The organism is Bacteroides salyersiae WAL 10018 = DSM 18765 = JCM 12988 (assembly GCF_000381365.1).
Lineage (GTDB): Bacteria > Bacteroidota > Bacteroidia > Bacteroidales > Bacteroidaceae > Bacteroides > Bacteroides salyersiae.
Window position 1 is genome coordinate 1,394,994 of sequence record NZ_KB905467.1, and the last position, 16,697, is coordinate 1,411,690.

Sequence of the window (16,697 nt, forward strand, 5' to 3'; positions counted from 1 at the left end):
ATTTAATAGTTAGAACTTAGTAGCTGGAATCGTCTTCAGAAACCTTCGGGCCTTTCTTTATCTCACGTAGCATAATCCCTATCTCGGCAATCAGCATGACAGTAAAAAGTATCACAAAGATAAAGAAAGTAGCTTGCACAGACCCGACATCCAATTTAGAGATCGCAGCCGAGGTTGGCAACATATCGCGAATAGCCCAAGGCTGGCGTCCGCATTCAGCTACAACCCAACCGGCCTGTCCGGCGATATACCCCAACGGAATCGTCCAAAGGGCAATATATTGCATCCAACGCATTTTAGATAAATCCTTCTTGTATACAAAGAAAAGAACAACTATAAAAAACAGGATGAAATATCCTCCCAACATCACCATCACACGGAAAGCATAAAAATTGAGAGGGACATTGGGTATCAATTCGTGTACATCCTTAATATATCCATAACCAAAATACGGTACATTTTCCATCAACACGGAATAGGCAACTTTTGCATCCGCTTCATTGCCCACCGTTTTGGCAGCTTTATAGGCGTCCAGTGCGGCAATGGCAGTCCGTCCCCGTTCTATCTTTTCAGTTGCAGAAAGGGCGATCGTACCGTCTTTCTGCACATAACCTCCCTCTATGATATTGTTGATACCGGGCACAAAAGCATTCATCTCCCGCTCTGCCAATAAGGAAAGCAATTTGGGAACTTCGATACGGAAAAGAAAAGGATCCACTCCATCGTCATACGATTTCTTTTCGGGATTCAGCATACCGACAGCCACCAGCCCTGCCCCCTCTTGTCCTTCATAATAACCTTCCACAGCCGCCAGTTTCATCGGTTGCGTCTGTGCAATCTGATAACCGGAACCATCTCCTGTCCATAAAGAAAGTAAAGAAGCAACCAATCCAAAGATTGCACCGATCTTAATGCTCGACATGGCAAATTTCGTATCACGCTTCTTCAAAAGAAACCAACAACTGACACCTACCACGAAAATAGCTCCTAATACCCAACCGCTCAATACCGTATGAAAAAACTTATTGACCGCTACCGGAGAAAAGGCCACCGCCCAAAAATCTACCATCTCATTGCGGACACTATCCGGATTGAACTCCATGCCTACCGGATTTTGCATCCAGGCATTGGCAACAAGAATCCACCAGGCAGAAATCGTAGCTCCCAACCCGGTAAGCCAGGTAGAAACAAGATGAAAACGTTTGCTTACCTTTTCCCATCCAAAGAACATGACAGCAATGAATGTGGCTTCCATAAAGAAAGCAAGGATTCCTTCGATTGCAAGCGGGGCACCGAAAATGTCGCCTACAAACCAAGAATAATTGCTCCAGTTGGTTCCGAATTCAAACTCGAGTATCAAACCGGTAGCTACTCCGACGGCAAAGTTTATACCAAAAAGTTTCATCCAGAACTTAGCGGTGTGCTTCCAGAATTCCTTACCTGTTTTGTAATACAGTGTTTCCATAATACCCATCACTACTGCCAATCCGAGAGTGAGCGGAACAAAAATCCAATGGTACATGGCGGTCATTGCAAATTGGGCTCTCGACCAATCAATCAATGAGGTGTCAATACTTTCAATCATATTATTTTGTAGTTAGTTGTTAAAAATCAGTAGGAAAGGTACAGAAATGACACAACCGTTCAATCCGAAGGAGGAATAGCCCGCCGGATGAGTTCGTCTCCTACATATTCGCTCTTTTCTTTATCAGTGGAAAGATGCCCCAAATAATTAGGGAAGAAGAAGATCTTGAGTATGAAGAACATAATAAATAGTTTCACTATAATAATAATCCATAGCGTACGACCGAGAGTCATACTGCGAAAGCCTTCAAGATAGAAGTTCCAGATATTCATAAGTGTATTCTTCATATATCAAAGCGTGTAGAAATTGATAACTGTCGCTAAAATACAATTTATATGAAGATTAACAAACAAAAAGAAGAAAAGGTTCAAAAAAAGTAGTGAGTAGTGATAAGTGATTAGCCGGCCGCGCTGTGATGCTGCATGGCACTAATCACTTATCACTAATCACCATTCCGGCTAATCACTTATCACTACTTATTCATTTTTAATACTGTTCACCGGATTCTCATTGGCAATATGCCAGGCTCTGAGCACCACACAAAGTATAATAAGTAACAGCACACCGATACCTAACGCTATGAACCATAAAGGCGAAAGTAACTTACTATCCGCAAACTGTTCCAACCATACCCCGGATACGTACCAAGAAAAGGCGATACCTATAACAACCGCACCGACGGCAACTTTTAATATATCTATAGTCAATAAATACAAAATGGAAAATGCAGCGGCACCATTCACTTTACGAATAGCAATTTCTTTACTACGGCGCACCGTTTCATTATTTACATAACCTATTAACCCCATGAGAACGATAAAAAGGATGCAACAAGAAGTAATCCAAACGACATTCCGGAAACGGTATACATCTTTATAGTTCATACTTTGGATGGTAGAATAAGAAGTGAATTCCAACGTAGACATCGGATACGTTTCTTTAATAAAAGTATTCAGCCGTATCAGATTCTCGTCCATCGGTTCCTTCAAGCGCACGTTATAAGCAAAATTATATTGGTCATTATATATAAAAGCCGTACAGGTTTGCCCTAAAAAGAAACCCATATTACGTATATCCTCAATGACACCGACCACCGTAGGCTGGCTGTCGAGCCCCACCCATCCCGGTTCGACGGGTAAACGCTGCCCTAAGGCTTTGTCTTCCCATTTCATTATTTCCACTACCTTGCGGCCTATCACAGCTTCTCCTTTATGCGACGGCCAGTTCCCCTCTACCAATTTCATACCCACCGCCTGCGGGAAACCTTTGGAATATCTTTGGAAATGCAGCGGGCAGATGAAATTTCCTTTCGTATCCAGCAGCCTTGTTGTGCCATAATGTGACAATAGCGATTCGGAAGAACGTACTACCGATTCTACATACGGCTGCCGACGGATTGCATCTTCTATTCCCTGCAAATCTTCGGTTCTATACTTTCCTGTTACCAACCTTTCCGTATCGAAGCCAAGATGGCGGGTAGTCAGGTCATGATATTGCCAGATAGTAGTGAGCAACATACCAAAAATAAACGATACACCCACAAATTGCACAAACAGTAATCCGCGTTTCCATGTACGTTTAGCATCGGCATAGCGGCGGAAGATTTGCGTCACAGGAATGTGGGCAAACATTCGTCCCGGCAAAACGCCCGCTACAAAGAAAAGCAGCAATACCGTCAATCCGGGTACCCAAAGATTCTGCCATACAAACAGGTCCGGCAAACGAACACTCAGCAAGTCTTCTATTCCTTCACGGAAGTTGTACATCAAAAGCAGGCATAGCAATGCAGAGGTAAAGACAAATAGGGCAGTCTCCCATAAAAACATCTCCAACACCCGTGCATCATTAGCACCACAGCATTTGTGGATACCTACCGCCTTTGCCCGGTGGCCCAAAGAGGCAACAGCCGCCAACACATAATTCATGATCGAAACAAAGAATATAGAGAACCCCAATGTTCCCAATATCACCAATAGGCGAATGCTTCCGGGCATACTGAGATGGATGTCCGGCAAGGGAATCACGTTGTATTCGACGGTGGTATCCGATCCCTGCCGCGTACTCTTATACTTCTCCACCGCTTTCTGTATTTGTCCGTTCATAACCTTCACATCCCCCGGGTGTTTTAAACGGAAAAAGATGTAATACATGTCATTGCGCCCCCAAGTGCCACGCCCAAATCCAAGTTCTTCCAATGTGAGCATAGAGATGGCAATATTATGCGGAAAGACGGTATTTCCGGGTATATCCTGATAAATTCCGCGTACCGTAATCTCCTTATTTCTAAGTATCGAAAACGTTTTCCCCAAGGGATCCTCGTCACCGAAAAGCTCACGCGCCTTACTCGCAGATAAAAAAGCAGATCCAGGCTGTCCCAACTCACGTGGATTCCCCTTTAGAACTTCTAAGCCAAGTGTGTGGAAAAAGAGGGTATCGACATACATAATGGCTACATCCTCTAACTTTTTGTCACCAATGTAAAGCTCCGGTTGAAAGAAATTCAAGCCCGCAGTTGCGCTTTCCACAAGTTCGGGTAATGCTTCCCAAAGGTCGGCAGCAGCAGGATAAAATACAGTATAGTCATATCCATTATCGGGTATATTGTTTTTAATATACCGGTTACGCAATAACACCACGTTGTCCGGCTCCTTGTAGAAATTCTCATAATTCAGCTCATAGGCAATCTGAGAAAAAAGCAGAACCCCTATCAACAATCCCAATGTGAGGGACACCAATTTTATAATATTATTCCCGCGTCCTCGCAACAGAATCCGAATGGTATAATAAAGTTGTCGCATAAAATTATCACTACTAATCACTTATCACCACTTATTCATTTTTAATACTGTTCACCGGATTCTCATTGGCAATATGCCAGGCTTTGAGCACCACACAAACGATAATCAATAATTGAATGAACAAGGCTGTACCTATAAAAAGTAACGGATTCAACTCTATTTGCTCGGCAAACTGATCAAGCCAAGCTCGTCCGGCAAAATAAGAAACAGCCGTACCGATTAGAATGGAGAGAACGGAAACATATAAGATATCACGTGTCAACAAGCGCAACACATGAAAGGCTTCCGCCCCATTGACTTTACGAATGGCTATTTCCTTGCTTCTGCGTTGAGTTTCATCGTTCACATAACCTATTAATCCCATAATCACGATAAGCAGAATGAAACAAGAAGTTATCCAGACAGAATTACGGAAACGGTATACATCTTTATACAGGTCTTTTACCATATGATCTACCGACATGAAATGCAAGGATACATCGGGAAAAGTTTTCTCCATATACTCATTCAAGCGTTTTAAATTCTCATCAAACGGTTCTTTCAAACGGACATCAAATGTATGGTTAGCCTGTTCCTCAGTACCTATCAGGATAATGGGTGACTGAGCGGCATAAAAACTCTCGTTACGGATATCACGGAATACACCGACTACCGTTCCCGCTACATTGTTTACTCTTTTTCCCACAGCGCCATCTGTCCATCTCATCAGGCGTACAAGTTCTTCATTGACCAGCAAATCTCCCCCTTTCTTCATAGGAGTCCCCTCTATAATCTTGATACCCATTACTTCGGGATAATTGTAGTGGCAGTAATTAAAATTAAGCGTGGCAAGACGTTTACCGTCATTACTCATCAATCCTCGTGTCCAATACTGCCCAAGTACACTATGAGTAGCCACGGTTACACCTTCCACCATCGGCTGTCGTCTCAACTCATCCTTTATATGCTCTACTCTTTCTTTCGGAAGCCAGCTCTCCGCTTCGGTCAACCCGGTTACATCGATTCCCATATCGCGATTCATCAGATGCCCGTACTGCAATAGTGTAACCAGCAACAGGCCAAGCACAAAAGATACCCCGGTGAACTGTACGAATAGCAACGAACGTTTCCATCCCTTCTTCCCGTCGGTATAACGGCGAAACACTTGTGTAACGGGAATACGTGAGAACAAACGTCCCGGAATCCCGCCTGCCAGTACGAAAAGAACAAGGATAGTCAGTAAGGGTACCCATAGCGTTCCCCAAGTGAAAAGGGAAGAAAGACGTACGGAAAGTAAATCTTCGATCATTTCCCGGGCATTAAAAATCAGAAGAAAACTTAATAACACGGAAAGTATTACAAGAATTCCCGTCTCGGCCAAAAACATACTGAAGATATTCGTTGAACTGGCACCGCTACATTTATGTACACCCACACTCTTTGCACGCCGGCTTAAGGTGGCAATAGAAATAAGCATATAGTTCATGATGGCAACAAAGAAGATGGCAAAGCCCAAAAAGCCATAAATGACCAAACGCTTTTGCACATCAGGGGAATCTAAATGACGCTTCACAAGCGGAATAATACTGTAATCCATTTTCCAGTCGTCAATGGTAGTCTCGGTGTATTTTTCTATCACACGCTGGATGTTATCATTTACTTTATCCATATCCGACTCACGGCGTAAACGCAGAAAAGTATAGAATACATCATTCCCATTCCAACCATTCCCTGCCTGATATCCTCCATTATTATTATAGATAGATACCACAAAATCGTGGGTCAGCATCGTATTTTCCGGTACATCTTTGTATACACCGCGAATCGTAAAAGTATTCTGTTTGTCGGCAGAGAGTATTTTACCGACAGGATCTTCATCTGCAAAAGTTTCACGGGCAAAACGCTCAGAAACAAAAACACTTCCGGGAATAATCAAATCCTTCAGATTCCCTTTCAGCAAGGGGATACCGAAAACTTGAAAAAAACAACTATCCACATAGATATAATCCACATCCGACAGCAACTTCTCTTCATAATAAATATTATACTCTCTTTCCGGAAGAACACAACTTGCATACTCCACCTCCTCAGGCATACTCTCGGCTACCGCGTTAGCCGTCGGTGCAAAGACCGTATAGTCATAGTTGGTACCATCATCGCCCATTATCTCCCCTGTGCTAAGATTGGTTATCTGGGCACGTACCATTGCCAACCGTTCTGCCTCCGGGTAACAATTCTCATAACTCAGTTCAAAAACGATCTGTGAAAAGAGTAGAATACCGATGGTCAGCCCCAACGAAAGTGAGATCACTCTTATAAGATTGGAACCGCGCTCACGCAGTAATGTCCGTATACTATAATAAATTTGTCTCATAATATCTTACAATTTAAATGGTTACACTTGCCACGACACTACCATCAAAAAGATGAACCGTGCGATGGGCAAACGAAGCATCATGTTGGGAGTGTGTCACCATGATGATAGTCGTACCTTCTTTGTTGAGCTCCGTCAGCAGATTCATTACTTCGGCACCATTTTTCGAGTCAAGATTACCTGTAGGCTCATCGGCCAAAATCAGCTTGGGATTGGTAACCACCGCACGGGCAATAGCTACACGTTGCTGCTGTCCACCGGAAAGTTGCTGCGGAAAATGTTTGGCACGATGGCTGATGTTCATGCGTTTCAGCATATCCTCTACCATACGGCGGCGTTCGGTGGCCTTGATGCCTAAATAAGTCAGTGGTAACTCTACATTTTCGTACACGTTAAGTTCATCGATCAAATTAAAGCTCTGGAATACGAAACCCAATTTACCCTTGCGTACGCGGGTACGCTCTTTTTCTTTTAATCCGGTCACTTCTTCCCCCATCAGTTTATAAGAACCTTCGGTGGGATTATCCAGCAATCCGAGAATATTTAATAAGGTAGACTTACCACAGCCCGAAGGCCCCATGATGGCAACAAACTCTCCCTCTTTTATATCCAGATTCACATGATTCAATGCAACCGTTTCTACTTCAGAAGTACGGAACACCTTACTAATGTTTTCAATTTGTATCATACTGTTTTTTTATTTATAGGTTTTTATTATTCACTTTTTATACTATTTACAGGAGCTCGATTGGCAATATTCCATACTTCATAACCACACTCGACAGAATAATCAAAGAGCAACGTTTGAATCACATAATAAAATTGTCTCATATATATCTTACAAAGTTAATTGTTCTTTTTTAGAAATAGAGAAGAAACGTTTCACAACGTCCCTCCTCCACCGGCTTATACATGAAGCCAGTTAATCTTAAAGAAATCATATTAATTGTTTATATTCCATTGCTTGCTTTAAAACAGAAAACATGCCAGAAACAGGAATTTTCTCATTTTCAAAAAGATATAAAATCGTAGACTTTAGCAGAGTGTCTAATAATTAGACAACACCCGTCTAATTATTAGACAATACTTCTGCAATATTGTTCCATAACTCTGAATCGGAAAAAAAGAACATTGCCCATACGTTTGAAAACTATATCTTTGCCGAAAGTTTTCAATAAATAAACGAAGTAGATTATGAAAAGAAAGAATATGAATGCCTTTCTGGCTTGTCTGTTCCTGTTTTCCGGATGCGATATAATAGATTACCATCCCTATGATGTACGTATCAAAGGAGAAACGGATATCAATGCCAAAAACATTGAAAAAATAGAAGTCAACTGTAAAGGCAAAACTACCATCCGGTTCGTTGCTATGGGAGATTCGCAACGTTGGTATGATGAAACGGAAAAGTGCATAAACTCCATCAATCAAATGGGAGATATCGATTTTGTACTTCACGGAGGAGATGTAAGTGACTTCGGCCTTACTGATGAGTTCTTGTGGCAACGAGACATTATGAACGGTCTGAAAGTACCCTATGTCGTTCTGTTGGGTAATCACGATTGCTTGGGAACCGGTAAAGACACTTACATGAAAGTATTCGGACCGACCAATTTCGCTTTCATTGCAGGAAATGTAAAATTCGTCTGTTTGAATACCAATGCACTGGAATTTGACTATTCCGAACCCATTCCGGATTTTAACTTTATCGAGAAACAATGGACAGAACGGCAGGATGAATTTGAGAAGACAGTTGTAGCCATGCATGGCCGTCCGGGATCGGATGTATTCAACAATAATGTATCTAAAGTATTCCAACGTTACATTACCCAATATCCCGGACTTCAATTCTGCATCAATGCGCACGACCATAGATCTACCGCAGACGATCTTTTTGAAGACGGCATCATCTATTACGGAAGCGACTGCATGAAACACCGCAGTTACCTACTATTTACCATAACCCCCGATAACTATACCTATGAAGTGGTCTATTTTTAAATATGCTCTCTGTGCAGGACTGATGCTTATATGGTTCAGCCCTGAAGTTTCCGCCCAACAAGCACCGGCCGAACTAAACAGCAAATATGACAAACGCGTTCACCGTTATCGCAGAAACTGGGAGAAACTGATTCCGACACATACCAAAATCCAGTTTGCCGGAAATATGGGATTGCTTTCTTTCGGCACCGGATGGGATTACGGAAAAAAGAACCAATGGGAAACAGATATTTTCTTCGGTTTCGTTCCTAAATATGACTCCAAACGCGCCAAAGCTACCATGACATTAAAACAAAACTACCTGCCATGGAGTTTACATTTAGGAAAAGGTTTCTCCACCGAACCACTAACCTGCGGTCTCTATTTCAATACCGTATTCGGCAATGAGTTTTGGGTTCGCGAACCGGACAGATATCCGAAAGGGTATTATAATTTCTCCAGTAAGATACGTTCGCATATTTTCTTAGGACAACGATTAACTTATGACATCGACCCTAAACAACGACATACAGCAAAAGCAATCACCGTATTTTACGAGCTAAGTACCTGCGACTTATACCTGATAAGCGCCGTTACCAACCGTTACCTCCGACCAAGAGACTATCTAAGCCTTTCCTTCGGGTTGAAACTTCAACTCTTTTAGTGACGAGGAGTAGTGATTGGTGATTAGCGGCCGGCACTAATCACTTATCACTAATTATTATTATCTTTGTTCCCGTATTAACTTCCAAACTTATGAACAAACAGGGAACTATTCTTATTGTCGATGACAATAAAGGGGTACTGACAGCTGTCCAGCTACTCCTCAAAAACTATTTCACAAAAGTCATCACACTCGCTTCTCCCGTTACCCTGCCGGCAGTACTACGCGAAGAAGTACCGGAAGTGGTTCTTCTCGATATGAATTTTACTTCCGGTATCAATAATGGCAATGAAGGTCTTTTCTGGTTGCACGAAATTAAAAAACTACGCCCTGCTCTCCCTGTCGTACTTTTCACTGCATATGCCGATATCGATCTTGCCGTACGGGGCATCAAAGAGGGAGCTACGGATTTTATCGTAAAACCCTGGGATAACCAAAAACTTGTCGAAACATTGCAGACTGCCGTTACCCATACCAAAAATAGAAAGAAGAAGAGTACAAATGAAGAAAAAACATCCGGTTCTTCCATGTATTGGGGGGCAAGTAACGCCATGCAACAACTTCGCCAACTTATCGAGAAAGTAGCCATCACCGATGCCAATATACTCATTACAGGTGAAAACGGTACAGGAAAAGAAATGCTGGCAAGAGAAATACATGCTCTGTCTTCCCGAAAACAAGCAGAAATGGTAGCAGTCGATATGGGAGCCATCACGGAATCTTTATTCGAAAGCGAGCTATTCGGCCATGTGAAAGGCTCCTTCACCGATGCCCATGCCGACCGGATAGGAAAATTCGAAGCAGCCAACCGCAGCACCCTCTTTCTGGATGAGATAGGAAATCTCCCCTATCATCTGCAAGCCAAACTACTGACCGCCATCCAACGACGAAGTATCGTTCGTGTAGGAAGCAATGAACCACTGCCGATAAACATACGCCTTATCTGTGCTACCAACCGCAACCTTCAGGAAATGGTAGACCGGAACGAATTCCGTGAAGACCTACTCTACCGTATCAATACCATTCATGTCGAGATTCCCCCTTTACGCGAACGGAAAGAAGATATCGTACCTCTGGCCGAACGTTTCATTACCCGTTTTTGCAAACAGTATGATAAAGCACCGATCAACCTTAGCCCGTCAGCCAAAGAAAAGCTGATTGCCCATCCTTGGTACGGGAATATCCGTGAATTGGAACATGCCATTGAAAAAGCAGTCATCATTAATGACGGAACCCTCATTCCCGCAGAGTTATTCCAGCTTCCCCGCCGTACAGAAATGCCCGATACCGCCGCATCGACTCTTGAAGAAATGGAAATGAGAATGATTCAAAAAGCTCTTGAAAAATGTAATGGAAATCTTTCTGCCGTAGCCACACAGTTAGGTATCACCCGGCAAACCTTATACAACAAAATGAAAAAGTTCGGTCTATGAACTCCATATCCAAATTATTAGTAAACCGATATTGGTTTCGCCTCCTGCTGAGTATCTGCCTGAGTGTAACCGCAACTTTATTCGGAGTGAATGGAAACTTTTTCTGGATGGGGCTGAGCATAGGTGCATTGGTCATCAGCATCTGGTGGCAATTACGTCTCTACCGACATCATACCCGCCAAGTACTCTTCATGATCAACGCACTCGAAAACAACGACAACGCTTTCCACTTTCCCGAAGACCAGGATACAATAGAAAACCGGCAAATAAATCATGCCCTCAACCGGGTAGGTCATATGCTATACAATGTAAAAGCAGAAACGGCCCAGCAAGAAAAATATTACGAACTTATACTTAATTGTGTCAATACCGGATTGCTGGTTCTCAGTGACAGTGGTGCCGTTTATCAAAAAAACAATGAAGCTCTCCATTTACTCGGACTCAATATATTCACACATATACGACAACTCAGCCGCATCGATACCGGCCTTATGGAGCTTATCTCTTCTTGCCAGGCCGGAGATAAGCTTCAAACTACTTTCACCAATGAACGGGAAACGATCAACCTGTCCATCCGTGTATCGGATATAACAGTAAGGAAAGAACATCTTCGTATTCTGGCTCTCAACGATATACATACCGAATTGGATGAAAAGGAAATCGACTCCTGGATCAGACTGACCCGCGTACTGACTCATGAAATCATGAATTCCGTTACTCCGATCACATCACTCAGTGATACGCTACTCTCCCTCTCCAATACAAAAGACGAAGAGATACGCAACGGGCTGCAAACAATCAGTGCCACCGGAAAAGGACTGCTCTCTTTTGTAGAATCCTACCGTCGTTTCACCCGTATCCCGTCTCCGGAACCTTCTTTATTTTATGTCAAAGCCTTTATCGAACGAATGGTGGAACTGGGTAAACATCAAAATCCGGATGGAAACATAACGTTCCAAATAAATATTTCACCGGCCGATCTGATCTTATATGCCGATGAAAATCTAATTTCTCAGGTTGTCATCAATTTGCTAAAAAACGCAATACAAGCAATAGGCAATCAGCCCGATGGATGCATCTCCATTCACGCTTACTGCAATGAATCGGAAGAGATTATGATAGAAATCAGCAATAACGGCCCTGTCATTCCGCCGGAAGTAGCCGAACATATATTCATCCCTTTCTTCACTACCAAAGAAGGAGGAAGCGGAATCGGACTTAGCATATCAAGACAAATCATGCGTCTGTCCGGAGGAAGCATCACTCTATTCCCGGGGAAGGAGACAAAATTCGTATTGAAGTTCAAATAGAACTCAATCAAAACGGTATTCAAACAAAAAAGATCTGCCAACTGTTCTATTTGTACATTATTAAATCATATAACTCATGACATCACTTATCAACAATCCGCTATTCAGTGGTATTTCTGCCGAAGTACTTTCCGATAATCTCAAGGATGTTAATTACCATACTAAGGTTTACCGGAAAGGAGACATTCTTGCCCGGCAAGGAGATATCTGTAACCGCCTTGTCATCCTTACTAAAGGAAGTGTACGCGGAGAAATGATCGACGATTCCGGACGTTTGATTAAAGTTGAAGACATTACCGCCCCAAGAGCTATCGCTCCGCTTTTCCTTTTTGGAAACGAAAACCGTTATCCGGTCGAAGTCACGGCCAACGAAGCAACCGAAGTAATCGAAATACCCAAAACGAGTGTATTAATGTTGTTCAGAAAAAACGAGAGATTTCTGGAAAACTACATGAATCTATCTGCCAACTATGCCCATACTCTTTCAGACAAACTCTTCTTCATGTCTTTTAAAACGATCCGACAAAAGTTAGCTTCATATCTGCTTCGTCTGTCCGGACAACAACAAAGCGAACAAATTACCCTCGATCGTTCTCAACAACAGCTAAGCGATTATTTCGGAGTATCACGCCCTTCACTGGCACGAGAACTGGCTCATATGCAAGAAGACCGGTTAATTACGGTTGACCGCAAACAGATAACCATCCTCCGTAAGCAGGAACTAATCCGGTTGATTCAATAGACACCTCTTGCACAGGAATATCCTGAACAACACATATTCTCATCTAAAACTGTAAAACCAGAATATTTCCTTTCATATTTAGAGCCAGTTTAATTTTCCCCTTAAGGTTTTATCTGCTTATTTTGAGTATATTTTCGGTCTGTTTCCCTATTTTTTCACTCGTCAGATAGCCCGCTACCCCCCCCCCTCTTAAAAGCAGAAAAACATCCTCAAAAAGAACTCTCAAAATAATGCCGAGCAAAATTTAAACAAGCTTATGCTTTCTTATAAAGCTGAATCACTTTACAAACATAGAAACTTAAACAAAATAAAATAAAAAAATCACGAGTTGTAACATTGGTTACAGAACCGCCTCAAACCATTCCTCTACTTTTGCGTTCAATTAATAACCTATAAATACGTAAAAATTATGAGTATGTTCTGTTATCAATGCCAAGAAACGGCAAAAGGCACCGGCTGTACGCTAAAAGGGGTCTGTGGAAAAACGTCCGAAGTCGCTAATCTTCAAGACCTTCTGCTCTTTGTTGTGCGGGGAATCGCCGTATACAATCAAAAATTACGTTGGGAGAAACGCCCTTCCGACGAAGCGGACCGCTTTATTTTTGACGCACTCTTTATCACCATTACCAATGCTAATTTCGATAAAGTTGCCATCATCCGTAAAATTAAAGAAGGCTTAACACTGAAACATAAGCTTTCGCAGGAAGTTACTATTGAGAATGCTCCCGATGAATGTACTTGGAACGGCAGTGAAGAAGAATTTGAGGAGAAAGCCAAAACGGTCGGAGTACTCCGTACACCGGATGAAGATATTCGTTCTCTAAAAGAATTAGTACATTATGGTATAAAAGGGATGGCTGCATACGTAGAACATGCTTATAATCTGGGACACGAATCACCGGAGATATTCGCATTCATGCAACAGGCACTTGCTGAACTGACACGCGATGACATTACGGTCGATCAGCTAATCAGTCTTGTACTTGAAACCGGACGATACGGGGTTTCTGCAATGGCACAATTAGATGCAGCCAATACAGAAACTTACGGCAATCCGGAGATTTCAGAAGTAAATATCGGAGTAGGTGAAAATCCGGGTATTCTTATCAGTGGACACGATTTAAAAGATCTCGAAGAATTGCTGCAACAAAGCGAAGGTAAAGGTATCGATATTTATACTCACAGTGAAATGCTTCCGGCACATTACTATCCCCAACTTAAAAAGTACAAACATCTGATCGGTAATTATGGTAACGCCTGGTGGAAGCAAAAAGAAGAATTTGAAAGTTTCAACGGCCCTATACTGTTTACCAGTAATTGTATTGTTCCTCCCCGTCCGGACGCCAGTTACAAAGATCGTATCTACATCACCGGTGCTTGTGGCCTGGAAGGTGCTACTTACATTCCCGAACCCGAAAAAGGGAGTCAAAAAGATTTCTCTGCCATCATCGAACATGCCAAACGTTGTCAACCGCCCGTAGCAATAGAAAGTGGTAAAATTGTAGGTGGTTTTGCTCATGCACAAGTCATTGCACTGGCAGATCAAGTGGTAGAAGCCGTTAAGAGTGGAGCTATCCGGAAGTTCTTCGTCATGGCCGGATGTGACGGACGCATGAAGAACCGCGAATATTATACGGAATTTGCAGAAAAATTACCTAAAGACACGGTTATTCTTACGGCAGGCTGCGCCAAATACCGCTACAACAAACTGCCTTTAGGAGATATCAACGGCATTCCCCGTGTATTGGATGCAGGACAATGCAATGACAGTTATTCACTGGCAGTCATTGCAATGAAATTGAAAGAGGTATTCGGCTTGAAAGACATTAATGACTTGCCCATCATATACAATATTGCCTGGTATGAACAGAAAGCAGTTATCGTATTACTTGCTTTATTGTCTTTGGGCGTAAAGAATATACACCTTGGTCCTACCTTACCGGCTTTCCTTTCGCCAAATGTTAGAAAAGTACTGGTCGAAAATTTTGGAATTGCCACAATCAGCACTGCAGATGAAGATATTATGAAGTTCCTGAGCTGATTCCGGTCATGTAAGAAAAAGCCATACAGATTATACAAATATGCGCAGATTGCTATTCCCGTATCCAATGGAAACAGCATCTGCGCAATCTTTTTTTAGATGAAATACATCCAAAACGTACTTTCATTTGTTATCTAAATTGTGTAACTTCGCAGAGTGAACCCCCAAAGACTAATTTATAACTTTTATAATACATAGCCAATGTTATTCACTGCAGAAAATATCCTACTTGTAGGTTCTATCTTACTTTTCGTTAGTATTGTTGTTGGAAAAACCGGATATCGTTTCGGAGTACCCGCATTGTTATTATTCCTCGTTGTCGGTATGGCATTCGGAAGTGATGGGCTTGGTTTCCAGTTTCACAGCGCCCAAACAGCACAGTTTATCGGTATGGTAGCATTAAGTATTATCCTTTTCTCGGGAGGTATGGATACCAAATTTACCGAAATACGTCCCATACTTACTCCCGGTATTGTATTATCCACTGTCGGTGTGCTGTTAACCGCCTTATTTACAGGACTGTTTATATGGTGGATTTCCGGTATGAGTTGGAGTAATATCTATCTCCCACTTACCACTTCGCTACTATTGGCTTCTACAATGTCATCTACAGATTCCGCTTCCGTCTTTGCCATTCTCCGTTCACAAAAGATGAATTTGAAGTACAGTCTTCGTCCTATGCTTGAGCTGGAAAGTGGTAGTAATGACCCGATGGCATACATGCTCACTATCGTTCTCATACAATTTCTTCAGTCTTCGGGCATGGGAGCAGGTGCCATACTCGGTTCATTTGCCGTACAGTTCCTGGTAGGTGCTGCGGCCGGATACGGATTAGGCAAGCTGGCCATATTAATCCTGAATAAAATAAACGTCGACAATCAGGCACTCTATCCCATCCTACTGCTCTCATTTGTGTTTTTCACGTTTGCCATCACCGACCGTCTGCACGGAAACGGATATCTGGCCGTATACATTGCCGGTATTATGGTAGGTAACAACAAAATCATGTATCGCAAGGAGATTGCTACTTTCATGGACGGATTAACCTGGCTTTTCCAAATTATCATGTTCCTTATGCTCGGCCTGCTCGTCAATCCCCACGAAATGCTTGAGATTGCCTGTGTGGCGCTTCTTATCGGTATATTCATGATTGTTATCGGTCGTCCGCTCAGCGTATTCCTCTGTCTGCTTCCTTTCCGGAAAATAACATTTAAATCACGATTATTCGTTTCGTGGGTCGGATTGCGTGGAGCGGTCCCCATCATCTTCGCCACTTATCCGGTAGTAGCCAATGTAGAAGGTTCCAACGTCATATTCAACATCGTATTCTTTATCACCATTGTTTCATTGGTCGTACAAGGTACCACAGTTTCTTACGTAGCCCGCTTACTCAATCTCTCTACTCCACTTGAGAAAACCGGAAATGATTTTGGCGTAGAATTGCCCGAAGAAATTAATTCCGATCTCCGGGATATCACAGTAACACAAGAAATGATTGAAAAAGCCGATACACTGAAAGAGATGAACCTTCCCAAAGGCACCCTCGTCATGATTGTGAAACGCGGTGATGAGTTCCTGATACCTAACGGAAGTCTTAAACTCCATGTCAATGATAAGTTGCTGCTTATCTCGGAAAAAAAAGAATAATAATGTGACAATGTGCTAATATGCCAATGTGCCAATTAGCTGCGCTATCATTCCGCACAGTAATTGGCACATTATTTATTGGCATATTATTTAATTAATACATTATTTGATTAATACATTCTCCAATTGGCATATTGGCACATT

Annotated in this window: 12 protein-coding genes; 7 read left to right on the forward strand and 5 right to left on the reverse strand. The window is 42.3% G+C overall.

What is annotated here, in order from left to right; all coding sequences use genetic code 11:
- Positions 1-16: 16 nt before the first annotated feature.
- The 5 genes from HMPREF1532_RS17120 to HMPREF1532_RS17140 all read right to left on the reverse strand — a co-directional run bounded on the left by HMPREF1532_RS17120 (position 17) and on the right by HMPREF1532_RS17140 (position 7,424).
- Positions 17-1,585 carry a cytochrome ubiquinol oxidase subunit I gene (locus tag HMPREF1532_RS17120; RefSeq protein ID WP_005932321.1) on the reverse strand — a complete coding sequence of 523 codons (1,569 nt, stop codon included), beginning with the start codon at positions 1,583-1,585 and terminating at the stop codon, positions 17-19.
- A 59-nt stretch (positions 1,586-1,644) separates the two neighbouring features.
- On the reverse strand, positions 1,645-1,872 hold the full coding sequence (locus HMPREF1532_RS17125; protein ID WP_005932323.1) for a DUF4492 domain-containing protein: 228 nt from the start codon (positions 1,870-1,872) through the stop codon (positions 1,645-1,647).
- A 189-nt stretch (positions 1,873-2,061) separates the two neighbouring features.
- Positions 2,062-4,383: an ABC transporter permease gene (locus HMPREF1532_RS17130; protein WP_005932325.1), complete on the reverse strand. Its 2,322-nt coding sequence runs from the start codon at positions 4,381-4,383 to the stop codon at positions 2,062-2,064.
- A 31-nt stretch (positions 4,384-4,414) separates the two neighbouring features.
- Positions 4,415-6,736 (reverse strand): ABC transporter permease, encoded by a 2,322-nt coding sequence (locus HMPREF1532_RS17135; protein WP_005932327.1) that lies wholly within the window; start codon positions 6,734-6,736, stop codon positions 4,415-4,417.
- Between the two features lie 13 nt (positions 6,737-6,749).
- A complete protein-coding gene (locus HMPREF1532_RS17140; RefSeq protein ID WP_005932330.1) occupies positions 6,750-7,424 on the reverse strand; it encodes an ABC transporter ATP-binding protein in 675 nt (224 codons plus the stop codon).
- Positions 7,425-7,930: 506 nt separating this feature from the next.
- On the opposite strand from HMPREF1532_RS17140, the gene HMPREF1532_RS17145 reads away from it, so the two are divergent.
- The 7 genes from HMPREF1532_RS17145 to HMPREF1532_RS17175 all read left to right on the forward strand — a co-directional run bounded on the left by HMPREF1532_RS17145 (position 7,931) and on the right by HMPREF1532_RS17175 (position 16,553).
- Positions 7,931-8,737, forward strand: a complete 807-nt coding sequence (locus HMPREF1532_RS17145; protein ID WP_005932335.1) for a metallophosphoesterase family protein — start codon at positions 7,931-7,933, stop codon at positions 8,735-8,737.
- Between the two features lie 22 nt (positions 8,738-8,759).
- Positions 8,760-9,380, forward strand: a complete 621-nt coding sequence (locus tag HMPREF1532_RS17150) for a hypothetical protein (RefSeq protein WP_224204039.1) — start codon at positions 8,760-8,762, stop codon at positions 9,378-9,380.
- 92 nt (positions 9,381-9,472) lie between these two features.
- Positions 9,473-10,813: a sigma-54-dependent transcriptional regulator gene (locus HMPREF1532_RS17155; RefSeq protein ID WP_005932341.1), complete on the forward strand. Its 1,341-nt coding sequence runs from the start codon at positions 9,473-9,475 to the stop codon at positions 10,811-10,813.
- A complete protein-coding gene (locus HMPREF1532_RS17160) occupies positions 10,810-12,123 on the forward strand; it encodes a sensor histidine kinase (RefSeq protein WP_005932344.1) in 1,314 nt (437 codons plus the stop codon). Before HMPREF1532_RS17155 ends, HMPREF1532_RS17160 begins: the two co-directional genes overlap by 4 nt.
- Positions 12,124-12,199: 76 nt before the next feature.
- Entirely contained in the window at positions 12,200-12,865 is a 666-nt protein-coding gene (locus HMPREF1532_RS17165; protein ID WP_005932347.1) for a Crp/Fnr family transcriptional regulator, read from the forward strand.
- Positions 12,866-13,274: 409 nt separating this feature from the next.
- Positions 13,275-14,906 carry a hydroxylamine reductase gene (hcp, locus tag HMPREF1532_RS17170; protein ID WP_044094000.1) on the forward strand — a complete coding sequence of 544 codons (1,632 nt, stop codon included), beginning with the start codon at positions 13,275-13,277 and terminating at the stop codon, positions 14,904-14,906.
- Positions 14,907-15,107: 201 nt separating this feature from the next.
- On the forward strand, positions 15,108-16,553 hold the full coding sequence (locus HMPREF1532_RS17175) for a potassium/proton antiporter (RefSeq protein ID WP_005932350.1): 1,446 nt from the start codon (positions 15,108-15,110) through the stop codon (positions 16,551-16,553).
- The last annotated feature ends 144 nt before the right edge of the window (positions 16,554-16,697 follow it).

Bases quoted from the DNA above. Each gene is read 5' to 3' on its own strand.
- HMPREF1532_RS17120 (WP_005932321.1), bottom strand. From the start codon at position 1,585: ATGATTGAAAGTATTGACACCTCATTGATTGATTGGTCGAGAGCCCAA.
- HMPREF1532_RS17125 (WP_005932323.1), bottom strand. From the start codon at position 1,872: ATGAAGAATACACTTATGAATATCTGGAACTTCTATCTTGAAGGCTTT.
- HMPREF1532_RS17130 (WP_005932325.1), bottom strand. From the start codon at position 4,383: ATGCGACAACTTTATTATACCATTCGGATTCTGTTGCGAGGACGCGGG.
- HMPREF1532_RS17135 (WP_005932327.1), bottom strand. From the start codon at position 6,736: ATGAGACAAATTTATTATAGTATACGGACATTACTGCGTGAGCGCGGT.
- HMPREF1532_RS17140 (WP_005932330.1), bottom strand. From the start codon at position 7,424: ATGATACAAATTGAAAACATTAGTAAGGTGTTCCGTACTTCTGAAGTA.
- HMPREF1532_RS17145 (WP_005932335.1), top strand. From the start codon at position 7,931: ATGAAAAGAAAGAATATGAATGCCTTTCTGGCTTGTCTGTTCCTGTTT.
- HMPREF1532_RS17150 (WP_224204039.1), top strand. From the start codon at position 8,760: ATGCTTATATGGTTCAGCCCTGAAGTTTCCGCCCAACAAGCACCGGCC.
- HMPREF1532_RS17155 (WP_005932341.1), top strand. From the start codon at position 9,473: ATGAACAAACAGGGAACTATTCTTATTGTCGATGACAATAAAGGGGTA.
- HMPREF1532_RS17160 (WP_005932344.1), top strand. From the start codon at position 10,810: ATGAACTCCATATCCAAATTATTAGTAAACCGATATTGGTTTCGCCTC.
- HMPREF1532_RS17165 (WP_005932347.1), top strand. From the start codon at position 12,200: ATGACATCACTTATCAACAATCCGCTATTCAGTGGTATTTCTGCCGAA.
- hcp (WP_044094000.1), top strand. From the start codon at position 13,275: ATGAGTATGTTCTGTTATCAATGCCAAGAAACGGCAAAAGGCACCGGC.
- HMPREF1532_RS17175 (WP_005932350.1), top strand. From the start codon at position 15,108: ATGTTATTCACTGCAGAAAATATCCTACTTGTAGGTTCTATCTTACTT.